19 protein-coding genes are annotated in these 25,347 nt (G+C 67.2%); 8 read left to right on the forward strand and 11 right to left on the reverse strand.

Annotation, left to right across the window (positions count from 1 at the left end):
* Nucleotides 1-49 precede the first annotated feature (49 nt).
* Nucleotides 50-1,186, reverse strand: a complete 1,137-nt coding sequence (locus tag ACT3CF_RS07130) for a glycosyltransferase family 4 protein (protein ID WP_478421539.1) — start codon at nt 1,184-1,186, stop codon at nt 50-52.
* Between the two features lie 129 nt (nt 1,187-1,315).
* Entirely contained in the window at nt 1,316-2,035 is a 720-nt protein-coding gene (locus tag ACT3CF_RS07135) for a GNAT family N-acetyltransferase (RefSeq protein WP_478421541.1), read from the reverse strand.
* A gap of 190 nt (nt 2,036-2,225) precedes the next feature.
* Here ACT3CF_RS07135 and ACT3CF_RS07140 point away from each other — a divergent pair, with 190 nt between their 5' ends.
* The 3 genes from ACT3CF_RS07140 (at nt 2,226) to ACT3CF_RS07150 (ending at nt 6,739) form a co-directional block, all read left to right on the forward strand.
* Nucleotides 2,226-2,819 carry an RNA polymerase sigma factor gene (locus ACT3CF_RS07140; protein WP_478421542.1) on the forward strand — a complete coding sequence of 198 codons (594 nt, stop codon included), beginning with the start codon at nt 2,226-2,228 and terminating at the stop codon, nt 2,817-2,819.
* Nucleotides 2,806-3,774 carry a FecR family protein gene (locus ACT3CF_RS07145; RefSeq protein WP_478421544.1) on the forward strand — a complete coding sequence of 323 codons (969 nt, stop codon included), beginning with the start codon at nt 2,806-2,808 and terminating at the stop codon, nt 3,772-3,774. Before ACT3CF_RS07140 ends, ACT3CF_RS07145 begins: the two co-directional genes overlap by 14 nt.
* 82 nt (nt 3,775-3,856) lie before the next feature.
* Entirely contained in the window at nt 3,857-6,739 is a 2,883-nt protein-coding gene (locus tag ACT3CF_RS07150; RefSeq protein ID WP_478421545.1) for a secretin and TonB N-terminal domain-containing protein, read from the forward strand.
* Nucleotides 6,740-6,950: 211 nt separating this feature from the next.
* On the opposite strand, the gene ACT3CF_RS07155 is transcribed toward ACT3CF_RS07150, so the two are convergent.
* Genes ACT3CF_RS07155 through ACT3CF_RS07175 form a run of 5 tightly spaced genes read right to left on the reverse strand, consistent with a single transcriptional unit; the run spans nt 6,951 to nt 13,361 of the window.
* Nucleotides 6,951-7,691 (reverse strand): SDR family oxidoreductase, encoded by a 741-nt coding sequence (locus ACT3CF_RS07155; RefSeq protein ID WP_478421546.1) that lies wholly within the window; start codon nt 7,689-7,691, stop codon nt 6,951-6,953.
* Nucleotides 7,692-7,702: 11 nt separating this feature from the next.
* The gene (locus ACT3CF_RS07160) at nt 7,703-8,974 is read right to left on the reverse strand and encodes a hypothetical protein (protein WP_478421548.1); all 1,272 of its coding nucleotides are present in this window, start codon (nt 8,972-8,974) and stop codon (nt 7,703-7,705) included.
* 1 nt (nt 8,975) lies between these two features.
* Nucleotides 8,976-11,207, reverse strand: a complete 2,232-nt coding sequence (locus ACT3CF_RS07165) for a GumC family protein (RefSeq protein ID WP_478421549.1) — start codon at nt 11,205-11,207, stop codon at nt 8,976-8,978.
* A gap of 13 nt (nt 11,208-11,220) precedes the next feature.
* A complete protein-coding gene (locus tag ACT3CF_RS07170) occupies nt 11,221-11,931 on the reverse strand; it encodes a polysaccharide biosynthesis/export family protein (protein ID WP_478421550.1) in 711 nt (236 codons plus the stop codon).
* Between the two features lie 38 nt (nt 11,932-11,969).
* Nucleotides 11,970-13,361, reverse strand: coding sequence for an O-antigen ligase family protein (locus ACT3CF_RS07175; RefSeq protein WP_478421551.1), 1,392 nt, complete (start codon nt 13,359-13,361; stop codon nt 11,970-11,972).
* Nucleotides 13,362-13,709: 348 nt separating this feature from the next.
* Here ACT3CF_RS07175 and ACT3CF_RS07180 point away from each other — a divergent pair, with 348 nt between their 5' ends.
* On the forward strand, nt 13,710-13,898 hold the full coding sequence (locus ACT3CF_RS07180; protein WP_478421552.1) for a hypothetical protein: 189 nt from the start codon (nt 13,710-13,712) through the stop codon (nt 13,896-13,898).
* Between the two features lie 241 nt (nt 13,899-14,139).
* Here the strand turns inward: ACT3CF_RS07180 and ACT3CF_RS07185 are convergent, their stop codons facing one another.
* The 4 genes from ACT3CF_RS07185 to ACT3CF_RS07200 form a co-directional block, all read right to left on the reverse strand.
* Nucleotides 14,140-14,427, reverse strand: a complete 288-nt coding sequence (locus tag ACT3CF_RS07185; protein ID WP_478421554.1) for a hypothetical protein — start codon at nt 14,425-14,427, stop codon at nt 14,140-14,142.
* Between the two features lie 686 nt (nt 14,428-15,113).
* Nucleotides 15,114-15,497, reverse strand: a complete 384-nt coding sequence (locus tag ACT3CF_RS07190) for a YdbL family probable chaperone protein (RefSeq protein ID WP_478421555.1) — start codon at nt 15,495-15,497, stop codon at nt 15,114-15,116.
* Complete coding sequence (locus tag ACT3CF_RS07195) at nt 15,497-15,649, reverse strand: YnbE family lipoprotein (protein WP_478421917.1); 153 nt, start codon at nt 15,647-15,649, stop codon at nt 15,497-15,499. The genes ACT3CF_RS07190 and ACT3CF_RS07195 overlap by 1 nt, the downstream gene beginning before the upstream one ends.
* A gap of 77 nt (nt 15,650-15,726) precedes the next feature.
* Entirely contained in the window at nt 15,727-18,858 is a 3,132-nt protein-coding gene (locus tag ACT3CF_RS07200; protein ID WP_478421557.1) for an intermembrane phospholipid transport protein YdbH family protein, read from the reverse strand.
* A gap of 206 nt (nt 18,859-19,064) precedes the next feature.
* Between ACT3CF_RS07200 and ACT3CF_RS07205 the strand changes: the two genes are divergently transcribed.
* The 4 genes from ACT3CF_RS07205 to ACT3CF_RS07220 all read left to right on the forward strand — a co-directional run bounded on the left by ACT3CF_RS07205 (nt 19,065) and on the right by ACT3CF_RS07220 (nt 25,345).
* A complete protein-coding gene (locus ACT3CF_RS07205) occupies nt 19,065-19,196 on the forward strand; it encodes a hypothetical protein (RefSeq protein WP_478421559.1) in 132 nt (43 codons plus the stop codon).
* A gap of 161 nt (nt 19,197-19,357) precedes the next feature.
* Complete coding sequence (locus ACT3CF_RS07210) at nt 19,358-21,628, forward strand: S8 family serine peptidase (RefSeq protein WP_478421560.1); 2,271 nt, start codon at nt 19,358-19,360, stop codon at nt 21,626-21,628.
* A 155-nt stretch (nt 21,629-21,783) separates the two neighbouring features.
* On the forward strand, nt 21,784-24,063 hold the full coding sequence (locus ACT3CF_RS07215; RefSeq protein ID WP_478421562.1) for a nitric-oxide reductase large subunit: 2,280 nt from the start codon (nt 21,784-21,786) through the stop codon (nt 24,061-24,063).
* Between the two features lie 82 nt (nt 24,064-24,145).
* Nucleotides 24,146-25,345 (forward strand): NnrS family protein, encoded by a 1,200-nt coding sequence (locus tag ACT3CF_RS07220; protein WP_478421563.1) that lies wholly within the window; start codon nt 24,146-24,148, stop codon nt 25,343-25,345.
* Nucleotides 25,346-25,347: the final 2 nt, after the last annotated feature.

Here is a 25,347-nt window from a genome sequence, read left to right on the forward strand (position 1 = left end):
GCGCGCCCGCGGTGCGTGACCCAACCGCCTGAGATGTTTGGCGTCCGCGTCATTGGACATTTTCCATTAGGTAGTCGTAGATTCGGCCATTCACTTGGTGCACGTCAAACCGCGCAGTAGCGATCCGATAACTCTCCGCCCCCATTGCAGCGATTGCCTCAGGGTTCTCGCAGAAATATGTCATTGCGTCGGCCAGTGCAGCAGGGTCGCGCACTGGAACCAGCAACCCGTTTACGCCAGATTCGACGGTTTCGCGGCATCCGGGTACATCGGTCGTTACCACCGCGCGCCCCATTGCCATGGCCTCCTGCGTGCTACGCGGCACCCCTTCGCGATACGAGGGTAGGACAAAGACCGACGCGGCCGCGATCTCTGGAACGATGTCCGACACTTCCCCTGCCCATTCGATCACCCCCGCGCGCTGCCACTTTTCTACTTCAGCAAGGCTAATGGCGCCGGGGTTTGTATCCAGCCCGCCGACGAGACGGAAGCGAGCCGCTCGATGGCGCGCTCTGACGATCTGCGCGGCCTCTACGAATTCCCGCACACCCTTCTCGCGGAGCAGTCGACCGATCATCAGAAAGCAGGGAGGCTGGTCCTGGGGCGGCAGTGGAAGCCGCGGGTACGCCTCTAGATCAACGCCGATACCGCCCAGCAAATGTGCGTTTTCTTTACGAACGATGCCTCGCGAGATGAATTCCCGCTTGTCGTCAGGATTGAGAAACAGCACCGTCTGGGCCTGTCCGAGACCAGCGCGCAAAAGAAGCGTTGCCACTTGCCGAAGCATAGTCCTTTTCAAGCTGGGGAAGTCGCCCTCAGTGAAAAGAAATCCAAGCCCTTCGACCATCGCCACCCTTCGTGGTGTCCGGAGCAGGCCTGCAGCCAGATTGCCATAGATGTTTGGCTTGATGAAGTACGTCAGGCTGATGTCTGGGCGCTCACGTCGGAACCAGCGGAGCAAATCGCGAAACGTCGCAAGGTCGGCAAAGGGGTTTCGCCCCGTGCGCTGAATTGAGTAAGTCTCGGGTGAGACCCCGATTTCACGCAGTGCATCACGTTGGACATCGGAATAGCTCGGCGCAAGAACGTGAACGTCATGTCCTTTGTCCACCAAATACTTGAGCAATGGGCCACGAAAATGCAGCAGAGAGTCCGCCAAATTCGCTACAACAGCGATTTTCTTCACGTTCATCTCTTTCGTTTATCGTCGCAAAGGTAATCTCGGCGAACTTGGAGATCAGGTTTTGCGGACTAGGACGCATTGCTGTGAACGGTCAAGAAGGGCCGTCCTCGGTCGTGGGCTCATGCCCGCCCCTCACCCCACCCCCAGCCGCGTCATCCGCAATTCGCGCCGCACGCGAAAGCCCAGTCGTTCGTACAGGCCGATCGCGCCGTGGTTGCTGGCATAGGCGTGGAGGAACGCCGTTTCGCCGCGCGCGTGGATCCGTTCGGCGACGTGGTGCATCAGCGCGGCGGCCAGGCCCTGGCCGCGATGCGCCGGATGGGTGCACACGCCGCTCACTTCGGTCGCGCCCGCGGGCTTCATCCGCTCGCCCGCCATCGCGATCAGCGCCCCGTCGCGGCGGATGCCGAAAAAGTCGCCCAGCCGGTGCGTGCCGGCAAAGAACGGCCCCGGCTCGGTCAGCGTCGCGAGCGCGAGCATCTCGGGCGCGTCGGCTTCGCCCAGCGGCACGATCGCGTCGCCCGTCGCGCGCGCCGCGGGCATCGTGCCGGCGACCATCTGCACCCCCGCATCCTCGGACACGACGCGCAGCCCCGGGATCGCGGCCGGCGGATCGGCCTCGAGCAGCGCGACATCGCCGAACTCGGCAACCAGTGCCGCCAGCCCGGCCAGCGTCGCGGCGCTGCGGTCGCGCACCGCCGCGAACACGCCGACCTCGGGATGATAGCGGCACGCGCCGCCGCGCGTCAGCGCAAACCCCGCCTGCCGCCCGGTCAATGCCGACAGCGCGCAGCGGTCGAGCGGATCGGCGGGAACGGCGGCGGGCGAGGACTCGGGCACGGCGATCGACATGCCCCGCGCATAGCGTGCCCGCCCCCGCCGCGCACCCCCGCCGCGCGCTTCCCCGCCCCCCGCCCCCCTCCCTCTCCCCTTCCCCCTCCCCCCCTGTCATCAATCTGTCGCAACCTTCTGGCTTTGGGGCCGCGGGGGAAAGGCTGCGGGTTCGGGCAGGCGATCCGGCACGATCGGGGGATCAGGCGTTTTGGGGGTACAGGATCATCGCGACGGGACGATCCGCTGGGTCGCCGCGAACATCGTCCCGCACGAAGCGGGGGTGCGTGCCTGGCTGCACCGTCGCGGCGCCGCGTCGTCGGAGATCGACGATGTGATCCAGGAGGCCTATTGCCGCCTCGCCGAGCTGCCCGCGGTCGATCACATCCAGAACGGCCGCGCCTATTTCTTCGCGACGGTGCGGTCGATCCTCGCGCACGGCGCGCGGCGCGACCGGATCGCGCGGTTCGAACCGATCGCGGAGGCGACGCTCGGCGCCCTTGCCGACGACGCGCCCTCGCCCGAACGCGTCGTGGGATCGCGGCTTCAGCTTCGGCGCGTGCTCGATCTGGTCGCGGCGCTCCCGCCCGCCTATCGCCACGCGGTCGAGGCGCGCCGCGTCCAGGGGCTTTCGCAAAAGGAAGCCGCGCGATATCTTGGCGTTACCGAAAAGGTCGTCGAAAACAACACGCGCCGGGGGCTCAGCCTGGTGCTGCGGATGCTGGCGGGCGATCCCGGCGCATCGGGCGGCCGGATCGATTCCGCCGATCATCCTCGCGAGTCCCGCCTGCATGCGCTCCATTGACGATATCGCCAGCGCCTGGGCGGACCGGTGGGAGGCCGGCCCGCTCGATGCGGGCGCGGCGGCCGAACTCGATGCCTGGCTCGCCGCCGATCGGCGTCACCGCGGCGCATGGCTGCGCGCGCGCGCGATGCGCCACTGGCTGCGCACCGCCGATGCCGCCGCGCCGCCCGCCGAGCCCGAGCCCGAGCGCGACGACGTCCTCGCCCCCGCACGCATGCCGCACGGGTGGCGCCGCCCGCTTGCCTATGCCGCATTGCCCGCCACGCTTGCGGCGGCGGCGGCATTGTGGTTCGCATTTCCCGTCGCGCCCGATGTCGCGACTGCGATCGGTCAGCATCGCGCGGTGCGGCTCGCCGACGGTTCGATCGCCGCGCTCAACACCGACAGCGCGCTCGACATCGCCTATCGCCCCGCACGCCGCGACCTCAGCCTGCGCCGGGGCGAGGCGTGGTTCCAGGTCGCGCACAACCGCGCCCGCCCGTTCGAGGTGCGCGCCGGCCGCGTCCATGTCCGCGCCACCGGCACCGCCTTTTCGGTGCGCCGCGACGCCGACGGCGTCACCGTGGTGGTCAGCGAAGGCAGCGTGCTCGCCTGGGTTGACGGCGCCTCGACGCCGCCGGTCGCGATCGCGCGCGGCAACCGCGCCTTCCTTCCCGCCTCGGACGCGCGCGGCGTGTTGGCGGCCGATCCGCCGCGTCCGGTCGCGGTCAATGTCGACGACGCGCTGGCGTGGCGGCGCGGCGAAATCGGGCTCGACGGCGAAACCGGGCTCCAGGCCGCGGCCGAGTTCAACCGCTACAGCACGCGGCCGATCCGCATCCGCAACGCGCGCGCCGCGCAATATCGGCTGGTCGGCTATTTCCAGACCAGCCAGTCGCTCGAATTCGCGCGCGCGCTCGCGCGGCTCAGCAATGCGCGCGTGACGCAGAACAGTAATGAAATAGTCATCGAATAGTAACGCGAAAAATTCGTCGCGCGGTTGAGGGAAAATCGCGCGCCGCGCCTCTTCTCCGGCAAGTCGTCAATCCGGAGGTTCCATGATTTCGCTCTCGCGCCGGTCGGCCTGGCTGTTCCGCACCGGCCTGATCGCCTGCACGCTCGCCGCACCTGCCCTCGCCGCGCCCGCCATGGCGCAGCAGGCGGTCGGCTTCGACGTTCCCGCCCAGCCCGCTGCGACGGGGATTCAGCGGTTCGCGCGCCAGGCCGGGGTCCAGATCCTGGTCGACAAGGCGCTGACGCAGGGCAAGCGGACGGGCGCGGTCAAGGGGCGGTTCGATCTGCGCACCGGGCTCGACCGGCTGCTGCGCGGTACCGGCATCACCGTGCGCGCGATCGACGGCACCGTCGTCACGCTCGGCCATGCGGCCACCGCCGAACATGCGCCCGCGCCCGACGGCCATTCGGGTTCGGCGATCCTCGTCGTCGGCCGCCGCACCCCGTCGCGCATGGCGCGCGAGGCGACCGCGGTGGTCGACACGATCCGCTATGACGACGTCAACACGCTGGCGGGCGGCGACGGCTCGGTCGTCGAACAGCTCGTCACGCTCCCCGGCGTCGCCGGGATCGAGGAAGGCGACACGCCGCGCTTCATCTCGATCCGCGGCATCGCGTCCGATCTCAACGCGACGATGATCGACGGCATCTCGATCGCGTCGATCGGGTCTGACGGCGACGGCTCGCGCAAGGTCAATCTTCAGCTCGTGCCGTCGAACATGACCGCGGGCAACCAGGTCTATAAAAGCTTCACGCCCGAACTGCCCGGCGACGCGATCGGCGGCGTCGTCAGCATCGCGACGCGCAGCGCGTTCGATCATCGCGGCCTCTATCATGTGTTCGACGCGACCGGCATCTATTCGACCTATCGCGGCCCGGCGCACATCAACGCGATCAGCGGCAGCGGCGCGCACTGGGGCAAGGGGCTGAAGGGCGTCGTCAGCGACCGCTTCGGCCCGGGCGGCCAGTTCGGCATCATCGTCACCGGCGAATATCAGGACCGCATCCGCAACTCGGGCAAATACTGGCAGGAGACCAAGTATTTCTTCAGCGCGGCGGGCAAGAAGCTCGCCGGTCCGTCCGATCCGGCGTGGAACGGGCTGGTCGTCCCCTATGACCAGCAATATGCCAGCTATACCAACACGCTGCGTTCCTATGGCGGCTCGGCCAAGCTCGAATGGCAGTCGCCCGACGATCGTTTCTATGCCTCGATCCTGGGGTTCGGCCGGCGGCGGTACGAAGACTCCACGATGAACAAGCAGGATTTCTATACCAAGAGCGCGATTTACGATCAGACGCCCGACGGCGGGCGGCAACAGCTCAACTCGATCTATGTCCGCGACCGGCACGACGACTGGAACCGCCGCCTCGTCGGCGGGCTCGGCGACTTTTCGTGGAAACAGGGCCAGGGCGTGCTCGAACTGCGCGGCGGCTATACCAAGGCGCTCTACGACAACGCGCAATATTATGCGGTGGCGCGCGCCTATCCCAAGGCGGCGTACATCACCTATCGCAGCGACAATTCGCGCTGGACGCTGCCCTATGCGACCTCGCTCAGCGATCCGACCGCGCTCGATCCGGCCAAGACGCCCTATCTGCTCAGCACCGCCTATACGATGGCGCGCGTCGCGCGCGAGGACATGGGCAATGCGCGGCTCGACTATAACTACAACACCGGCGAAAAGGATCGCGGGCTCGGTTTCGCGGTCGGCGCCGAATGGCGCAACCTCGTGCTGCGGCGCGATCTCGACGAAACCGAATATCAGCTCGGCCGCAACATGGCCGATTACATGTTCGATTCGGGCTATCTCGCGATGGGTGCGCCGGTGCGGCTGCCCTGGCTGCGCTATGATTTCGCCGACAAGATGGTGACGCTGCCCGTCGATGCCAAAAGCTCGGCCTATGACAGCGCGATTGCCGATTATCGCTATGTCGAAACCACGCTCACGCCCTATGCCGCGCTGCATTGGCGGACCGATCGTTTCGCGATGGTGTGGGGCGTGCGCTTCGATCACACGCGCTTCACCGCCGACACGCCGCACCAGACCGCAGGCGTGATCGACGGCGCGGTGCGCAGCCATGGCGGCTATGACTTCTTCCTGCCGTCGCTCTCGGCCGAATACCGGCTGGCGCGCGCGACGATGGTCAGCGCGTCGATCAGCCGCACGATCGGCCGCCCCGTGCCGGGCGACGTCGCCCAGGCCGAGGTCAAGAGCTGCGGCCAGACCGACGACGGCGGCGACACCTGCTCGATCAGCCGCGGCAACCCCGATCTTCAGCCGCGCCGCGCGACCAACCTCGATCTCACGCTGACGCAGGGGTTCAACGGCAACAAGGGGCTGGTGGGGATCAGCGGCTTTGCCAAGTGGATCGCCGACGACATCTATACGCTCACCAACCTGACGACGATCGACGAGGTGCCGTACAGGATCCGTCAGCCGCTCAACGCCTCGGGCTCGCGCGTGCTCGGGGTCGAGGCGCGCGTCGAAAACAACGGCATGGCCTTTGCGGGCCAGACGTTCGACCTGTTCGCCAACTTCACCTGGATGAAGGGGCATATGGACGTGTCGACCGACACCGGTTCGCGCAGCATCGGGCGGATGCTCTATCAGCCTGCGGTGCTCGCCAATGCCGGCGTCACCTGGCACACGCCGTTCCTGCACAGCGCCTTCACCGCGCGCTACAATTATCGCGGCAAATATCTCGAATCGATCGGCGCGACGCCGATCCAGGATGCGGGCCGCTCGGGCTACGGCACGCTCGACCTCAGCCTGACGCAGCGGATCACCCGCTTCGCCTCGCTCAAGTACGAACTCTACAATGCGCTCGGCGAAAAGCCGAAATGGCTGGTCGGCGACAAGCTGCAATGGGCGACCGAGGTCGACAATTACGGTCGCACCGCGTTCATCCACCTGATCCTGCGCTGACCCGGCGGGGCGCGGGCGGCGGGGGCGTTCTCCCGCTGCCCGGCCCCGGTTCGGCGGGCCGTTCGGTGGCGGGGGGCGGCGGCGGCGCGCGGGACCGGATCGCCGGGTTGCCGGGTTGCAGCGTCGCGCGGTCGAGATTTCCTACAATGTCATCGCGTTCCCGCGAACGACGTCTTTTGCGCGATTTTTGCGGCGTTTCGCACGCCGGGGCTCAGAAATGCGCGAGATATCCGCCGTCGACTGCCAGGACCTGACCCGTAACATAGGCCGCGGAGTCGGATGCGAAGAACAGCACCGCCCCGGCAATCTCCGCCGGCCGTCCCCACCGCCCCAGCGCGGTGCGGCGGGCAAGATGCGCGGAAATCTCCGGGTCCGCGACCATCGCGGCATTGGCCCTGGTCGCGAAAAAGCCCGGCGCGACGGCGTTTACGGTGATCTCGCGGCTCCCCAGCTCCGCCGCCAGCGCCCGCGTCATCGCGTCGAGCCCCCCCTTCGCCATCGTGTACGCCGCATCCCCCGACCGCGCGATCTGCCCGGCGATCGAGGTCACGTTGATGATCCGCCCGCCCGGCCCCATCCGCGGCGCCAGCATCCGCGCCAGATCGAACGGCGCCACCAGATTGACCTCCAGAATGCGTCGCACCGCCTCGCGATCGAGCTCGGCAACCGGTCGCCGATCACGCGCGCCGGCATTGTTGACCAGGATGTCGATCCGCCCGCACCGCTCGAGCGCGGACGCGGTTTCCGTAGCGTCGGCGAGGTCGAAGAGCAGTATTTCGGTGTCGCCGCCGCCGTCCGTGATCGCGGCCGCGATTGGTTTCAGCGCCTCGGCCTCGCGCCCGTGGAGCAGCACCCGCGCCCCCGCCTCGGCGAGCCCCAGCGCGATCTCGCGCCCCAGCCCGCCGCTCGCGCCGGTGACGAGCGCGGTCCGTTCCGAAAGCGTTGCCGTCACCGTCCGCGCGGCTATTTCGCGGCAGGCGCCGCGCCGACCGCGCGCAGCCGCACTTCGGTAATCTCGCCCGAAACGCCCGCCGCCGCATCGGTTGCGCGTGCCATCAGCCGCAGCGACTGGAAGCTGCAACCCGCAGGCACCGTCAGCCGCCCCTGGAACGCGCCCGCGCGATTGGCGACGTTCGGAACGTCCACCCGGCCCAGCTCGCGCCCGTCGGCCGCACAGACCAGCGCCCAATAGGGGCGCGATGCCGCGGGCTGATCGATCCCGTCGCTCTGTCCCTCGAGCAGATAGGTGCCCGGCGGCAGCATCTGCGCCTGTTCGAGCAACAGCCCGCCAAAGCCCATCTGGACCGAAAAGGCAAAGGTGCCGCGCGAGGCGGTCCCGGCCAGCGTGGTGCTCACGCCCTGGTCATTGCTCGGCACCCAGTCGAAGGGCGACGGACTGTCGTTGGTTCCGGCGAAAGTTGGGTTGCGCAACGTGTCGCGCCGCGCGCCCGGCCGGATCGCGCTGTAATAGGTCCAAGCATCGCCGGGCATCCCCTTGGCGATCAGCGTCCGGATCAGCGCGGCGCTGGAGGCTTCGGGCACGGCGACGCCCGCGCGCCGGGCGCCGCTCAGAAAGGCCGCATTGACGCGCGGATCGGGGCCGTTCCCAGCAACATAATCGACAAAGGCTTCGCTCCACCCGGGCTTGCGCGCGAGCGTCGCGATCAATCCCTGCCGGACGGCGGGCTCGGCGATTGCGCCCGCCAGCACCGGGAACATCAGTCCCGGCGCCTCCGGTGAGGTGCGCAGCGCGATGTCATAATAGCGCAGCGCCTCCGGGATGTTGCCGCGCCCGACCGCATCCTGCACCATCCAGAGTTGCGTGCGAAAATCGCGGCGCGACAGCGTGTTGGCATAGAGAAAGGCACGCCGGGCGCCTGCATCGTCGCCATGCGCGGCGGCATCGAGCCCCAGCGTGGTGACGGCGCCGATCGCGGTCGGATCGATCCGCAGCGCATCAACCGCAAGCGTCCGCGCCTGGCGCTGGTCACGTGCCTGTCCGCCAGGCTGCGACAGGAGCGCGGCCATCAAGCCCTTCACGCGCCCGTCCCACGGTGCAAGCGAATAGGCGCGCTCGATACCGCCGGTGCGCAGTGCCGCCAGCGCCATCGCGTGCGTCACTGCGCACCATCCCACCGCGAGCATCCCACCGGCAAGCGCGAGGCGCATCGCCCAGTCGGCCGGCGTTCGCCGCGGCAGGATCGAGGAGCGACGGGAGGAGCCACGCCGTGCCATGTCAGCCGCCCCGCGCAACCTTGGCGCGCGCATGGGCATCGCGGCCATAGCCATAGCCATATTCATAGCCGTAGCCGTAGCCGTAATGCGCCTTGCGCGATTCGAACTTGGTCAGCACCGCGCCCAGGATGCGCGCATTCGCACTGAGCAGGCGACCGAGCGCGGTCTTGACGAGGCCCGAACGGATGCCGTGCGATTCGACCGCGTAGACGACGCCTTCGACGCGGCTGGCGATCAGCGGCGCGTCGGCCAGGCCCATCACCGGCGGTGAGTCGATCACCACATGGTCATAGGTTTCGAGCAACTTGGCGACGAGAAGCTCAAGCCGGTCACCGGTCAGCAGCTCGGCGGCGTTGGGCGGCAGCGGCCCCGCAGCCATCGCCGAAAAGCCGAGCTCGTCCATATGGAAGATCAGCGGTGCGACCTCGTCCTGGCCAGCCAGGAAGTTGCTCAGGCCGCGATCGTTGCTGACGCCGCCGAGGTGGTGGATCGATGGCGAGCGCATGTCGCCGTCGATCAGGATCACCTTGCGGTGCGCGCGGGTGAGCATGGTTGCGAGCGCAAGCGACGTGGTCGACTTGCCTTCGGCGGGTCGGGTCGAGGTGATCGCGAGCGACCGCGGTACGCCGTGATCGGTGGTGAAGCCGAGGTTGGTCTGTACCGCGAGATAGGCGTCGACCAGTTCGGACTTGCGATCGAGCAGCGCCTCGCGCGGGGTGCCCCCCGCGAGCTTGGGCACGGCCCCCAGGAGCGGCAGGCCGAGCCGGCGCTCGACCTCGGCCGGATCCTCGATCGCCTCGTCGAGCTGCTCGAGACCGAACGCAACGCCGGCACCCAAGCCGAGCCCGATCAGCAACGCAACCGCGAGGTTGATCAGCAGGCGCGGGCTCGACGGCTTTTGCGGGACATCGGCCGGATCGACGACCGAGATGTTGTTGATCCCGACGCCGCCGGCAACGCCGATCTCCTTGAAGCGCTGGAGCAGCCCGTCATAGAGCGCGCGGTTGGTGTCCACCTCCTGCTGGTAGATATTGTACTGGATGCTCCGGCGACGCAGGTCGAGATAGCTCGCCTTGAGCTGCTCGACCTTGGCGCGCAGCGTGTTCTCGCGTTCGACCGCCTGGCGGTAGGTGGCCTGGAACGAACCCGAGACACGCGCCTCTTCACGCGCAATGCTGCGTTCGATCTGGTCGATCTGCGACTTGAGCGCCTTCGCGGCCGGATAACCCGGCTCGAACTGCGTCATCATCCGCTGATATTCGGCAGTCAACTCGGCGCGCTTCTGGCGGAGAACGTTGATCGCCTGGTTTTGCAAGGCCTCGGTCGAACTCGCCGCTGCACCGGCCTCGCGATAACGCGACTCGGCTTGAATGCGATCGGCGGTCGCCTCCGCGAGCGCCTTGTTGAGTGCGGCGAGATCGTCGGCGACGATCGAGCGCTCCGCGGTCCCCTTGCCGTTGTCGCCCGCCGCCGGAAGATTGATGATCTTCTCGGCCGACGCGTAGTTGACGAGCTGGCGCTGCGATTCGTCGAGCCGCTCCTTCAACTGGCCCAACTGGCGCTGCAACAGGTTGCGACCATAGGAGGTCGCCTGGATCTTGCGTTCAAGATTGGTCTGAATGAAGTTTTCGGCCCAGGCGTTGGTCACGCGCGCCGAGAAATTGGGATCGGGACTGGTAAAGCCGATCGTGACCAGGCGTGAAAGACGCGTGGGCTCTACGCTGACATGGTCGATCAGGATTTCGCCGGCCGCACGCTGACGTTCAGCGCGCCCCGCCACGGGATAACGCCCGTTGGCCAGCTGGAAAGCCGGCTTCTTGCTGCGATAGCGGAACAGTTCGTAGAATTTGGGATCGTCGACGAGCTTCAACGCGACTGCGACGCGCTCGGAGAGCGAGCGTGAGCGCAACAGGCCGTATTGAGTCTGGTAGAATTCCTGATCGGCAACACTGGTCTCGCGTTCGACACCCTGGAAATCGGTGATCTTGTTCGACTCACGCGCAATCTCGATCGTCGTGTTCGCCGTATATTTGGGCGTCATCAACAGCGTGATGACCAATCCCGCGAGCACCGCTGCGACGACAAAGCCTATGATCACATAACGCCAGCGCAGCGCGATCCGAATATACTGGCGCAGCACGGGCATGCTCTCTGCCGGAACCTGTGCAGTCCCGGCGCTGTTGGGAATTGCCCGCAAAGGTCCGCCGCCGATATCTGTGGAAACAATATTCATGCGAGCACAGGCCTTAATTCAAAAGTGCTACGAGCGGCGAAGCCAGCAGCGGGGACAGAGAGACGAAATCGCGGAACATGCGGCGCTGCGGCGAGTCCCCCACAACAACCACGTCATTCGCATAAATGGGCGGATCCTCATACATCCCGCGTCGAATTGCGGCGATATTGTAGAGCGCTGCCATCTTGCGGTTGTTGACCGTACGCAGGATTACGACGTCATCCTGACGGGCGTAGTCGGAAAGCCCCTTGGCCGAGGCAATCACGCGCATCAGCGTCATCTGGTTGGTAACCGGATACAGCCCCGGTTCGGCGACCTGCCCGTCGACGGTGACCACCTGGCTGACCGAACTCTTGATGTTGACCGTCACCTCGGGGTTGCGGACGTAACGCCCACGCAGCGAAGCCTCGACCGCGCGGGCCAATTCCTCGGCCGTCTTGCCGCGTGCGTCGATCGTGCCGACCAGCGGCATCGAAATCCGCCCGCTCGAATCGACCTGAATTTCACGCGTGAGTTCGGGGACGTTGAACACGTCGACCTGGATCGTGTCGAGCGGGCCGATCAACGATGGACGGTCTGCCGCTGTCAGGTCCTCGCGGCTCGGCGGCGGAAGCGCCGTGCTGTCCTTGACGACGGTCAGGCTTGCCGATGACTTAAGAGGCAACCTGCCGCCGCATCCTGCCAAGAGCGGGACGAGCAGTAAAGCGATACAGATTTTGCGCATTCGCTTGAAATATCCGCGAGTGAAGGAAACAGGCAGGGCTATAGATGCTGGTCTTCGCCAGGTAAAGCAGAGCGCGAGGCACCTTGCTCTCCGGGGCACAGCCAAATCGCAGCGAGAACCAGGATCGCCATGACCAACGGCGTGCGCGCCGGATAATCGAACACGCTGGCGATGAACACGACCATCAGGATCGCCGAACCCAGCCGCTGCTGGGTTTGTCCTTCCCGCGCGCGCCCGGCCCAGGCGCGAACGCTCGTGACGGCCCACCACCCCATCGCAACCGCGACCAAGATCGCCGCCGGCAGACCGCCATCGATCAACAGCTCGAGAAAGTCATCATGGGCATGGTTGAAATAGGTCGGCTTGAGCAGATCGAAGGGCTCGTTGAGCCGGAACGACAGGTCAAAGCTGCCGAAACCCGCACCTGCGGGGAAATAGGAACGCACCATGTCGAGCACGACAGGGAGCGCGCGCGCACGCATTTCCTGATCCGCCTCCAGCACGAAGGCTCGGTCGACTGCGATCGCGCGCCCGAATAGGATCGATGCCGCGATTGCCGCTATTGCGAGCAACGCGACCAGAATCAGAAGCGCGGGAAACAGCCACTTCGGCGCACCGGCCAGTTCACGCTTGAGCCCGCGGCGCGCCAAAAAGATGCCGATCACGGTCGCCAGCGAGCCCACCAGCAAGCCGGCGCGCGATCCGCTGGCCAGAATTACCATCAGGAACAACAGCAGCAATGCGAGTGCAAACGGTGCACGCCATCGTGCCGAGCGATGAGCGGAAAAAGCCCAGACGGGCGCAACAAGACAGCCCACCGCCATCAGCAGCGCGAAGTGGTTGCGATTGGCCATCGTGCCGCTGACGTCGCCAACAGTGTAGTTGACGAAAGCGTTTTCGACCCCCGCACCGGAGAACTGAAGCAAGCCGATCAGCGCCGACAAGGCGATCAGCACCAGCAGCAGCCCCCGCAGACGTGCCTGATCTTCGGGCCCGAGCTTTCGGGCGAGCAGCAACACCGCAAGCGGCACGACCAGCGACGAAAGCGCATTGAGCGTGGCCCAGGGTGCAATCGTCAGCGGACGCCAGAGCTGGGGAATTCCGGCGACAACAGCCGCTCCGGCAAGCGGCCCGCGTCCGGGCAATGCCTGCCACAGCGACGGCGGCAACGGGACGAGTTGCAGCGCGACGAGCAGGATCGAGGCGGCGAGCAGCCACAGCACAGGGCGTGCGGGCGTGGCGGTCGGCGTATTGCCGAGCAGCAGCGCCGCGATCAGGGCTGCCCAACTGGCGCCGCGGACCACCGCCTGTCCCAGCGCATCGGCGCGCGACGCACCGCCTGCAAGCAACAGAATGGCAAGAAGTGCCCCCAAAAGCGCAAGCGGCAGGCCGATGCCAAGACGGGGAAGAGACCGACGAAGCGACTGCATGGCGCTTCGACTAGGCGATCTTTCCTTCAGGCGGAACCACCAATCGCGTCGAAATGCGCGAGAACCCCATATTCTTGCATCGCGACGAACCCCGAGGGGCCGTCGGACGGCTGCCGAGCGTCATCGGAGGCGTGACTTGCCGGCGGATCGGTCCGGCCCGGATTGCACGAACCGCCAGGGGCGGGCTACAGACCTCGTTCCAGTGCGTCCCGGGAACTTGTCATGCTACGTGCTTTATTGGTCCTTTTTGCGCTCGGACTGTTCTGCGTTCGCCCGGCGCATGCACAGGAACAGGATCAGAAATCGGGCAAGGTCGCTGAGTCTGCCGTCGGACAGGCCGGACAGCGCATGACACGCGATCAGAACGCGGCGAAGGTGGAGCCGATGGCGCGGCTCGAGACACGGATCGCCAATCGCGTCCAGTCGCGGATCCGCAACCGGATCGACCGCTATTATGATCCTAAGGCAAATGCGACGTCGCCGTTCATTGATGCCGGCGAACAGGCCGAAAAGGCGGGGCGCCGGCCTCGGCGTTGACGCGCCGTGACGGCCCTTTCGCTGTCTGCTGCCTCGCTTCTCGGGAACGTAATCTCACGGCTCGTTAACGGCGGATGGCACGGCGAGGGAATCCGGCCAATTCCGCGTGGGAGATCGTTGGCAGCCAGACGCGGACAGGCTTGGCGGCGGCTACCGCGTTCCCTTCCGCTCTGTCGTTGAGGCGCGTTGTCAGGTCAAATGTCCGCCACTGGCGGGGCCGGGCGCGGCCGGGACCTCCAGTTCAGGTGTCTGCCGTTTGGCATCGCTGCCGCGACACGCCCGCGCCCGCCAAAACGGCTTCGACATGTTCGAGCGCCATCTGGGCTGCATCGTGCCCGAGAACCCCGGGCATCACCTCCGGCAAGCGGTCGGCGGCCTGAAGGACGTCGCCTCTGAACCTTTGAAAGCCCTCGGGATCGCCGGCGAAGCGGTCTGCGACCAGCCGCTCGATGATCAAGTGCATTGCCATGTCGCGGCTGACGCCGTCAGTCATGATGCTCTCGAGATGCGCCAAAAACTGTTGGTTCATGCCTTTAATCCGAATCCCCCTTCGTCGCCCCGCGGGCCTCAGCGACGGCGGGGGCGGATACCCACGCGTCCTACCTTCGAAAATACGTAAATGTGGAACAAGCCCAAGTGGGCGAATACGGAGCGAGTGACGAATGAGCACTTCGCCGTTGTCATGAAATCAATTAAATACCGGAGCTTAGACACGATCATTGGCAACCGGACTTGCGACGGCGGCGGCTTGATCCCGGACTGACGTCCATAAAAGGGATTCAGACAGCGCAAGAAAGGAGACTTGGCCCATATCTCGGCGCGGACGGCGATCTGCGGGGGGCGCTTTGGCTGGGCGACAAACAGCGGGGATCGCGGCTGCCGCAACTGGCGGCAAACGAAGAGGTGTCCTGCGGCTCGGCGAATGTCGGCTGGTCAGCGGCATCGACCAAGGCGATAATAGCGCTGAAAATCCACGCAATTGGACGCGCGCATGGCAGGCATCTATTACAGCGTTCGCTTGAATAACGGCGCCAGAGATAGATAAGATATCGCCGAAGATCCTACATTTAGGTGCAGGGATGCCGATAATAGATGATGTAAAATGATAATGCCATCGTGCATTCGGCAGGATCGTCAACATCCTGCCGAACCGGTCGGCCGGCGGATTTCAGCATCGCCGGCAGACTTCGAGCATTCGCAGTACGCCGCGTCCGATCAGAGACAGCGAGGATCGCGTACCGGCGCCCCCGCGCCCCGCGTGAGCCAGCGGCCGTCGGGCGTGCGATACTTCTCGCCTGGCGCCGAACGCAGGATCAGGTTGCAGCCGGTCACGAAGGCCATCTGCTCGACCGTCGATCCCTGTGCAGCCTGTTCAGTATATTGCTTCTTGCGCTGGATGTTGATGTTGTTGACCAGCGCGCGCAACTCGGGCGTCGCGGCCCCGACGATGCCGAGATAGCCGTCGGGCTGTTCGCCCACCAGCCCCTGCTCGCGTGCGGCCTGATAGGCGGGATCGCGCTGTGCGAGCGCCAGGGCGGGAGCGGCGAGGACAGCGGCGGCGGTGCAGGCGGCAGCGATCGAAACGAAGAAGGTGCGCATCAGAAGATCCCCGGATTTTCTTGGATCAGCGTCTTGGCCTTGTTGTCGAGGCGATAGACGACTTCCTGCGTGATCGAGATGTTGAGGTTGATCACGATCGGCTTGTCGGGGGCGCTGATGTTGACGCACCCGCCCAGCGGCATCGCGAGCATCGGCACGACGATGCGCCATGCTTTTCCCTGCCGCCATTGCGATCTGAACATCGTCTTCACCCCCATCACAACTCCTTTCATGGCCGATGGCCGCTTGCGGGGGGCTGAACGGGCGCAGGCGGCGTGCGCCCTGCCCCGTCGGCTTCCCCGCCCGCGCCCGCGGCGGCCCTTGCGCGCCGCTCTTCCTCAATCAGTGCCGGCAAATTGCGTTCGATCAGCCGGCGCGGGTCATACCATGACTGGACCGAATCCATCAGCTGGTGGAAGGGCGCGCTGATCCGCACGTTGAACACGAACGGCAATCGCGCAAGCCGCCGTAGCAGGAAATTGGAATGCGCGCCCTTGCCCTGACTGACGCCGTCGAACCGGATCTGGGTAATCATTTCCCCCGCCAGCGGGCCGTTCATGTCGATGACGAGGTGGCGATAATCGAGCGATTTCAACGCCTGGAAGGCCATGTTGCCCCAGAAACCGAGGTCGCGCTGTGACACCTCCCCGACATAGGCGACCGAACCGCCGCTCCGCGCCTGGAGCACCCCGCCTTCGATGCGCCCGCCGCGGGCATCGAAAATCATCGGCAGTTCGCCGTCGAACATACCCGTGGCGTCAAGATTGTCGAACGCCATCTCCTTGAGGAACTGGGCCGCATTTGCCCCGGCGACGCGGAAGCGCATGTGCCGTTCGACATGCTCGTTGAAGTCGAGCAGCGTCGGGTCAAGCGTCAGCGCCCCACCGGCAAACGGCCATGTCGCCGATTCGATCTGGATGCGCTTGGCATCGAGTAGCTGGAAACGCACCGTTCCGTTGCCGACGGGCACGCCCGGGTTGATCTCTGTCGTGGTCGCCACCTGCCCGGGCCCGGTCTGCATCGCGAGCAGATCCGTGAAATGCAGCCGTGTCGCCAGGCCGCGCACCGGTCCGAATGCCGCGGCGAGGTCGATTCCGGCAGTGCCGAAATCGCCGCTGCTCGTCACGCCTTCGGGCGTCCAGCGGATCGCGCCGGTGCCGTCGATCCGCCCCGCCACATCGGCGACAACGCCGAAGGTGAGCGGCGTGATGTCGCTCGGCTGGAGTCCGTTGACCGAAAAGCCGATGCCGTTCACGGTCATGCGTGCTTCGCCGGCGCCCGCCGCAAGGTCATGCGTCACCGCGACGCGGGCGACCTCCACCGCTCCGGCAGGGCGCGGCAGCTTGAGCGTCGCCTGTGCAGCGATCCGACCATCGGCGAGACGCAACGTGACATCGTCGCTCGTCAGCGGATTGAACCTTGCCGTTGGGGCCGTATCGCGCACGCGGGCGCTCGCCTTCAGGATCAGCGCGCCCGCTTGTTGCTGCCAGTCGCCGCCGGCGTCGAACAGGTGAAGCGGGACGCTGCCGATCTGTCCCTCGACGCCTGCGAAATGGCCGTTCAGCGCCCCGCCAAGGCTGCCGTCGAGGCTGGCGGCCTGCAACTGCGTCGGCGTCTCGCTGCCGAGTGAGACCGCCAGCCGGTCGATCGCGAAATGAAGCCTCGCAAGATCGACGCGTCCCGCGCCGATCTTCAGCCGGAGCGGGCTGGCCCCCACGGCGCCGTCGATTTGGGTCGCGCCCATACGAACTGCCCCGCCCAGCCGGCCATGGGCCAGGCGAACCATCGCACCGCCGTCCGGGCAGAGGCGAAGGACGCTCGCACCGATACGGGTCGAACCCGCCGTCAGCCGATCAAAGCGTAGCGGCGTACATTCCGGGTTGAGCGCCATTGCGGCGGGCGTCCACGCCAGCGTCAGCGGCATCTGCAACCCGTCGACCCGTCCACCGGAAAAGTCGCCGCTCAGCCGCGCGAGCGTGGTCAACCTGCCGCTTCCGCCCGGATTTGCGTGCAGGTCGAGCCGTCCGAGCGCAACCTCTGTCCGCCCCGCCCGATAGGGGCGAACGAAACCGACACCGCGAAGGGCGCCGTCCGCGCCGCGGCGCACGCGGATCAGCGCCTCGGGCAGTCCGCCGCCGCCGGTGCTGACGACGCCGTCGAAATTTGCGAGACCGCGCGTGCCGTCGACCTGAAGTCCGCGGCCCTGCCCGATTCCAACCCGTGCGCCCGTGGCAGCGTGCAAATCGAGCGCGGTAAGCGCCGCCGTGGCCCCGTTGGCGCCCCAGCCCGCCGAGAACTTTGCGCGCGCGGCGAAATCGCGCGTCGCCGCCCCTGCCGCTGCGACGATCTGTTCGAGCACCGGCGCGAGCGGCGTTCCCCTCGCGCGCGACGCATAGGCGGCAAGCTGTTCGCGCCGCGTCGCGGCGAGATGCAGATGTCTTCCGTTCGCCTCGCCCGAGACCGTCAGTCCGTTGGCGCTCGTGCGATAATCGCCGGCAAGGGCGAAGGCGCCGCCGCCCAGCTGCGGCAGCACGGCCCGTTCGGCCGCCAGGGCGAAACGGCCACGGGCCGCGCCCGGTCCGCCGTCGAACCCCACTCGTGCATCGACCTTGCGGGCCGAGCCTCTGGGGTCGTCCAGGCGGGCCGCGCGCGCTGCCAAGCTGCCACTGCCCCGGTCGAGCGTAGCGGCGAGTTGTCCCGCAACCGTTGCTTGAACGTCGGTCATCCGGGTGGCGCCGCATTCAACTTTGGCGGCACCGATCGGGCCGGCAAGCGCCGGTCGGCGTGCGCGGATCCGCAGGTCGAGCGTCCCCTGCAGCGCGGCAAGCGTACATCCCCCGCTCGTGAGCCGCGGTGCGACGATGCCGATCCGCCCGGAAAAGCCGTTGTCGAGCGGCCCCTTGCCGGCAATCCGGATCGCCACCGGCCCCTGCGGGGCGTCGAGCGCGAGGCGGAGATCGGCAAGCGCCACGTCGATGTGCGGCAGGCTGACGCCACCGCCGCCACCGGCGGGAAGCAGCCTGTCGATCGTCCCGAGCGACACTTTCCCGTTCGCGATCCGCGCACGCAGTCGTGCGGGGCCGACCCGTGCGACGAGCAGGTCGGCACGCCAGGGCAGCACGGCCGTGCGCAACTCGATCCAGTCGGCGACGAAATCGGGGTTGCGCGGGTCGCCGATCACGACGTTGGTCAGTCGCTGACGCCAGGGCGAAAGCTGCTCGAGCGTGTAGCGCGCGGGCACCCCGCGTTGTGCGAGCGCCTGATCGATGAAGCTCCGCGCGATCGCCCGCCGCTGGAGCCACGCCGCGACCAGTGCGACCGCGAGGATCGCGGCGAGCCACGCCAGCCGGCGCACCCACATGCCCGGCCGCCCCGCGCCAATCGCTTCGCCTTCAGTCTGATCGCCCGCCCGTCCCACGGCTGCCCAACGCTCTCCCCGCGCACTCGTTGCGCGAAACCAACGGAAAGTGCCAGAGGCTGCGGGCGAAAATCGCTGGGAGCAGGCGTGCCCACGCTTCGTTGCAGCCATGCCCTGTTGATGGGGCGTCAGCACGAGAAGGAACGGATATGTGCGACGATCCGGAGAAGCCCGAGACCCGTCCCGAGACCGAAGACGAGGCCGCCGACGCCGCCGACGCAATGGAGGAGACCCAGGAACAGGCCGGGGAGGAGCGCGAGGAGCAGGGCGGCTATCAGTAGTCCCCACGGCCCTCCGATGGTGCGCCCGCGTCTATAATTGCAGATATGGATGAATGCCGCCGTCCCTTACCGGTGGCGCGCCTTCACCTGGCGACGGGCAAACCATCCCGGGTGCGGCAGAACTGCGGTCTGCCGTAGCGGGGTCTCCTCGGGGAAGACGCATGAAGATCGTTGTTGGCCTGTCGGCAAGCGGCCTTGTCCTGGCGTTGCTGGGGGCGTGTAGCGGCGGCGGCGGCGCCAACGCGCCGGGCAGCGTCGCCCCGGCACCGTCGCCGATCGCGCCGAGCCCCACGCCGACGCCCAGCCCCACACCTACACCAACACCTACCCCTACGCCGATCGCGCGAACCTATTCCGACCCGGTGCCGCCGCCCGCCGGCTATGTCATCACGCCGTCGGGGCAGCAGCCCGTGCGTTCCGCCAACGATACCGCCGAGTTCCGCCGCAACTATGGGGCCAACGAGTTCGTCAACGCGCTCTATGCGCTCGACAGCGGCCATGACGGCCATGGCGTAACGGTGGCGGTGATTGACAACGGCGCACGCAGCATGAACGGCGAGCTGGACGGCCGCATCAGCAGCCTGTCCAAGGACTTCGGCGATGTCATCAGCGGCGGCAACCGCACGCCGCGCAACCAGATCGGCGACGAGCATTCGGACCACGGTACCGCGGTCGCCAACATCATCGCCGCCAATGCCAACGGCACCGGCACGATCGGCTATGCTCCCGGCGCGCAGCTGGCCGTACTTCGCATCTCCGACTGGAATGCCGATACCCAGACCGAGACGCTGGTCCATGGGAACGAGGCGCTCGACTATGCGGGCGCCAAGGCGATCAAGCTGGTCAACGTCTCGTTGAGCAACGGCGGATCGAGCTATTGGGGCGACGCGGTCGCGCGTTTCGCCCGGACCGGCGGCCTCGTCATCAATTCGGCGGGCAATTCCAGCGGAACCGACCCGATCGACGCGCCCGCAGTCACCGCCGCGAACCGCAGCGCCTTTCTGTTCGTCGGGGCGCTCAGCCCGAACATCAACGCCTATCAACTCGAGCCCTATTCGAACCGGGCGGGCGTGCTCAAGGATCGCTATGTCGTCGCGGTGGGATCGAACGTCACCACCAGCGTCGACGGTGCGACGGTGATCTTCAGCGGGACCAGTTCGGCCGCTCCGGTCGTCTCGGCGCTCGCCGCCGATATCCTGTCCAAATGGCCGCAGCTTTCCGGGCAGCAGGCGGGCGACATCATCCTCAACACTGCGCGGGATATCGGCGATCCGGGCGTCGACGCGGTCTATGGCCATGGGCTGGTCGACTTTCAGGCGGCGCTGTCGCCGATCAACCCCACGCTGTCGAACGGCACTGCCCAGGCGAGCCTGCAGGCATCGGTCATGGCCGTGCCGGAGGCGATGCGCATCACCGCGCTGCGCGCGGCGCTGTCGCACGTCACCGTGCTCGACGAATATGGTCGCGACTTCAGCGGTTCGATTGCGGGCATGGTGCTGCAGCCGCACGGCGCGGGCGATCGCCGGATGGAGCGGCGCGTCCGGCAACTGGGCAACCAGACCGCGCTCGCGTTCGGCGGCTTCACGGGCAATCTCGGTTTCGCCGCCTGGCGCGTCGGACCGGGGCGCGACGATGTGCGCACCGCGCCGCTTGCCGGCAGCTTCGGCTATGCGGCCGACGGGTTCGGCGTGCGCGCCGCGTGGAACGCGGCGGACTCGCTTCAGTCGGACATCATGGGGCTCGCCCCGTTCGCCGACGGCGTGCTGGCCTATGTGCCGCAGGCGGATACCAGCCTTGCCGTCGACCGCTATTTCCGGGACGGGCGGCTCAGCCTGACGGTCAACACCGGCCGCAATGCCGGAAGCCGCGCGCAGGCAGTGTCGCTCGGCTGGTCGCGCGGGCGGACCGACCTGCGTGTCGCGCTGATCGACGAGAGCGGGACGCTGATGGGCGTGCCGACCGGCACCGGGGCACTCCGGCTGGGACGCGGCGCCAGCACGGTGATGGTAGAGGCGCACCGTTCGTTCGCGATCGCCGACCGCTGGTCGATCGAGGGTTACGGCTCGCTGGGCTTCACCCGGCTGAAGATCGACCCGCAATCGTTGGTCACCGCGGCGTCGCCGATCCTCGGCAGCCGGCTCGGCATCCAGGCGAACGGGGCGATATGGGGCGGCCTGTTGAGCTTCGGTGTCGCCCAGCCGCTGATGATCGAGGCGGGCGACGCGCGGCTTACCTATGGCAACGGCTATGACCTTCAGCTGCGGGCGCTCACCTATGCCACCGCGCGGGCCAGCCTGACCGGCGAGCGACGGCTGCAGTTCACCGCAGGCTATGCCGCGGGCGGTCCCGGCGCCTCGTTCCGGTTGGGCGTCATGCAGGACGTGCGCGACGGCAGCACGAGCGCGCTTGCCGGCTGGTCGCGGCGCTTCTGATCGCGCACGCCATGGGGATCGCGGCCGGGCGATCCGGCGGCACGCCTATGGGACTTCCCCTCCGGCATGCACCCTAGGTCGCGCTCCCGAATGGTGGCGGCGGCGCGCCGATCCTACCCGAATGCCTCCTCAATCGCTGCAATGGGGGCATCAAGATGATCCACTCCAAAAAGCTGTGGCTGTGGCTGGGAGCGATATTCCTGCTCTCATTCGCGGCCCTCGGCCTGATCGGCCGGGAAATCTATGTGAAGGCACCGCCAGTGCCCGAAACGGTCGTGATCACGAACGGCCAGACCGTCTACACGCGCGCCCAGATCGAATCCGGGCGCGAAGCCTGGCAGACGCTGGGCGGGATGGAACTGGGCTCCGTCTGGGGCCATGGCGGCTATGTCGCGCCCGATTGGGGCGCCGACTGGCTGCACCGCGAATCGATGGCGTTGCTCGACATCTGGGCTCGGCATGACGCCGGCAAGCCCTTTGCGGCGCTCGACGCCGAACGCCAGGCGGCGCTGACGGCGCGGCTGCGCGACGAACTGCGCACCAACCGCTATGACCCGGCAACGGGCGCCATCACCGTGTCGCCCGAGCGCGCCGCGGCGATCGCGCAGGTGGCCGATCACTATGCCCGGCTGTTCAGCAGCGATCCGGCGCTGCGCAAGCTGCGCACGCAATATGCGATTCCCGAACGCTCGCTGACCAACGCGCAGGATCGTTCGGATCTGGGCGCCTTCTTCTTCTGGACCGCCTGGACCAGCGTCACCAACCGTCCGGGCGAGACGATCAGCTATACCAACAACTGGCCGCACGATCCGCTCGTCGGCAACACGCCGTCGGCGGCGCTGGGCATCTGGTCGATCGCCAGCGTCCTGTTCCTGATCGCGGGGGTGGGCTGGCTCACCTGGTATCAGGCGCGTCAGGGCGAGGAAGCGCATGTCGCCGCGCCGGCGGCCGATCCGCTGTTCGCGATGAAGCCGACCCCTTCGATGAAGGCGACGACCAAGTATTTCGTCACCGTCATCGGCCTGTTCCTGACGCAGGTACTGCTCGGCGCGATCACGGCGCACTATGCGGTCGAAGGCCAGGATTTCTATGGCATCGCCATTTCCGACATCATTCCCTACGCGCTCACCCGCACCTGGCACACCCAGCTCGGCATCTTCTGGATCGCGACGGCGTGGCTGGCGACCGGGCTTTACGTCGCGCCGATGCTGTCGGGCCATGAACCGCGCTTCCAGCGGCTCGGCGTCAACCTGCTGTGGGTCGCGCTGCTCGTCGTCGTGATCGGCTCGTTCGCGGGCGAATGGATGGGCATTCAGCAAAAACTCGGCCATGGCGCGAACTTCTGGTTCGGCCATATGGGCTATGAGTTCGTCGATCTCGGCCGTTTCTGGGCGATCCTGCTCTTCGCAGGGCTGATGATCTGGCTGACGCTGGTGGGGCGTGCGCTGTGGCCCGCGCTCAAGACGCCGTCCGAAAGTCGCGGCCTGATCGGCATGGTGTTCGTTTCGACGATCTGCATCGGGCTGTTCTTCGGCGCGGCGCTCACCTGGGGACGGCATAGCCCGTTGTCGCTGATCGAGTATTTCCGCTGGTGGGTCGTCCATCTGTGGGTCGAAGGCTTCTTCGAGGTGTTCGCGACCGCCGTGATCGCGCTCATTTTCGCAGGGCTCGGACTGGTGCGCGCCCGTGCGGCGAACACGGCGGTGATCTTTTCGACCGCAGTGTTCCTGACCGGCGGCATCCTGGGGACGCTCCACCACCTCTACTTCGCCGGCACGACCACGCCGATCATCGCCTGGGGCGCCATGTTCTCCGCGCTCGAAGTGGTGCCGCTGGCGCTGCTGGGGGTGGAGGCGCTCCACAACTATCGCATGACCAAGGCGGCGCCGTGGGTTCAGACCTACAAATGGCCGATCCTGTTCTTCGTCGCGGTGTCGTTCTGGAACCTGGTGGGCGCGGGCATCCTGGGTTTCTCGATCAACCCGCCGATCTCGCTCTACTACATCCAGGGCCTCAACATGACGCCCAGCCACGGCCACGCCGCGCTGTTCGGGGTCTATGGCATGCTCGGCATCGGTCTGATGCTGTTCTGCCTGCGCACCGGCTTCCGCGAGGCCGCCTGGTCGGACGCGCTGCTCAAGCCGACCTTCTGGGCGCTCAACCTGGGGCTCGCCATGATGGTGTTCCTCAGCCTCGTCCCCTCGGGGCTCTACCAGGCCTATCAGAGCGTCACGCACGGCTTCTGGTACGCCCGCTCGCCCGCCGTGGTGCACAGCCCGGTGATGGAGACGCTGGTGTGGATGCGCGTGCCCGGCGACATCGTCTTCGGCATCGGCGCGGTGCTGCTGGCGCTGTTCGTCACCCGACTGCTCGTCGGCGGTCGCCGCACCCGCACCGCCCGCTATCCGCGGCCCGTCCTCGCCCCCGCCGAGTGACGCCGCGGCCGGGGTCGCCCGCGCCACGGCGTGCGGGCGGCCCCGGACCCCTTTCTTTTCGCGACCATTGGGACTTTTCGAAATGCACCCCGAAAGCGAACGCCACCAACGCCTGATGCGGCTGCCGCCATTGCTGCGCGGCGGCTTTCGTCCATTTTTCCTCGGCGGCGCGCTGTGGGCGGTGCTTGTCGTCGCCCTGTGGGTGCTGGCGCTGGGCGGCCAAGTCACCCTGCCGACCGCAATGGATCCGCTCGCCTGGCACCGGCACGAGATGCTGTTCGGCTATCTGGGGGCGATCGTCGCAGGGTTCCTCCTTACCGCCATCCCCAACTGGACCGGCCGCCTGCCCGTTTCGGGGACGCGCCTCGCGCTGCTCGCCGGACTATGGCTGCTCGCGCGCGGGGCGGTGCTGTTCTCGGCGCTGACCGGGCCGATCGTGCCGGCGCTGCTCGACATCGGTTTCCTCGCCACCATGACCATCCTCGCGGCGCGCGAGGTGATCGCGGCGAAGAACCGCAACGTGCCGATCGTGGTCGCGATGGCGCTGTTCACCACCGCCAGCGCGATCGACCAGGCTGAGGCGCTCGGGCTCACCGCGCCCGCCGGTCATGGCTGGCGGCTGGGGGCGGCGGTCGTGTTGCTGCTCGTCGCGCTGATCGGCGGCCGGATCATCCCTTCGTTCACGCGCAACTGGCTCGGCCGGCAGGGCGTGCAAACGGGGCTGCCCGAACAGCCCGGCCGGTTCGACATCGCGACGCTGGGGGCGACCGCGCTGGCGCTGGCGGTCTGGGTCGCCGCCCCGGGCTCGGCGGCCGCAGGGGCGCTGCTGGTGGCAGCCGGCCTCCTCCAGGCGGTGCGGCTGGCGCGCTGGCGCGGGCACCGGACGCTGGCCGAGCCGCTCGTGTTCATTCTTCACCTGTCCTACGCGTGGTTGCCGCTGGGCCTGCTGCTGCTCGGCGGGAGCAGTTTTGTCTGGTGCATTCCGGCGTCGGCGGCGTTCCATGCGCTGGCGGCGGGGGCGATGGCGTCGATGACGCTGGCGGTGATGACGCGTGCGACGCGCGGGCATACCGGGCGGACGCTGACCGCCGACCGCGGCACCCGGGCGATCTATGCGCTGGTCACGCTGGGGGCGCTGGTGCGCGTCTTTGCGCCTGCCCTGCCCCTTGACTACGGCACCACGATCGCGGTCGCGGGGCTGTTGTGGGGCGGTGCTTTCCTGCTGTTTGCCGTGCTTTACGCGAAAATGCTGGTTGGACCGCGGCCCGATGGTCGGCCATGAGC

It is taken from the genome of Sphingomonas chlorellae (genome assembly GCF_056485145.1).

Excerpts from the sequence above, each read along its gene's own strand:
- ACT3CF_RS07150 (WP_478421545.1), top strand. The coding sequence starts at position 3,857 with ATGATTTCGCTCTCGCGCCGGTCGGCCTGGCTGTTCCGCACCGGCCTG.
- ACT3CF_RS07220 (WP_478421563.1), top strand. The coding sequence starts at position 24,146 with ATGCACCCCGAAAGCGAACGCCACCAACGCCTGATGCGGCTGCCGCCA.
- ACT3CF_RS07165 (WP_478421549.1), bottom strand. The coding sequence starts at position 11,207 with ATGAATATTGTTTCCACAGATATCGGCGGCGGACCTTTGCGGGCAATT.
- ACT3CF_RS07200 (WP_478421557.1), bottom strand. The coding sequence starts at position 18,858 with ATGTGGGTGCGCCGGCTGGCGTGGCTCGCCGCGATCCTCGCGGTCGCA.
- ACT3CF_RS07175 (WP_478421551.1), bottom strand. The coding sequence starts at position 13,361 with ATGCAGTCGCTTCGTCGGTCTCTTCCCCGTCTTGGCATCGGCCTGCCG.
- ACT3CF_RS07135 (WP_478421541.1), bottom strand. The coding sequence starts at position 2,035 with ATGTCGATCGCCGTGCCCGAGTCCTCGCCCGCCGCCGTTCCCGCCGAT.
- ACT3CF_RS07215 (WP_478421562.1), top strand. The coding sequence starts at position 21,784 with ATGATCCACTCCAAAAAGCTGTGGCTGTGGCTGGGAGCGATATTCCTG.
- ACT3CF_RS07185 (WP_478421554.1), bottom strand. The coding sequence starts at position 14,427 with ATGAACCAACAGTTTTTGGCGCATCTCGAGAGCATCATGACTGACGGC.
- ACT3CF_RS07190 (WP_478421555.1), bottom strand. The coding sequence starts at position 15,497 with ATGCGCACCTTCTTCGTTTCGATCGCTGCCGCCTGCACCGCCGCCGCT.
- ACT3CF_RS07180 (WP_478421552.1), top strand. The coding sequence starts at position 13,710 with ATGACACGCGATCAGAACGCGGCGAAGGTGGAGCCGATGGCGCGGCTC.
- ACT3CF_RS07205 (WP_478421559.1), top strand. The coding sequence starts at position 19,065 with ATGTGCGACGATCCGGAGAAGCCCGAGACCCGTCCCGAGACCGAAGAC.
- ACT3CF_RS07195 (WP_478421917.1), bottom strand. The coding sequence starts at position 15,649 with ATGCTCGCGATGCCGCTGGGCGGGTGCGTCAACATCAGCGCCCCCGAC.
- ACT3CF_RS07145 (WP_478421544.1), top strand. The coding sequence starts at position 2,806 with ATGCGCTCCATTGACGATATCGCCAGCGCCTGGGCGGACCGGTGGGAG.
- ACT3CF_RS07160 (WP_478421548.1), bottom strand. The coding sequence starts at position 8,974 with ATGGCACGGCGTGGCTCCTCCCGTCGCTCCTCGATCCTGCCGCGGCGA.
- ACT3CF_RS07210 (WP_478421560.1), top strand. The coding sequence starts at position 19,358 with ATGAAGATCGTTGTTGGCCTGTCGGCAAGCGGCCTTGTCCTGGCGTTG.
- ACT3CF_RS07170 (WP_478421550.1), bottom strand. The coding sequence starts at position 11,931 with ATGCGCAAAATCTGTATCGCTTTACTGCTCGTCCCGCTCTTGGCAGGA.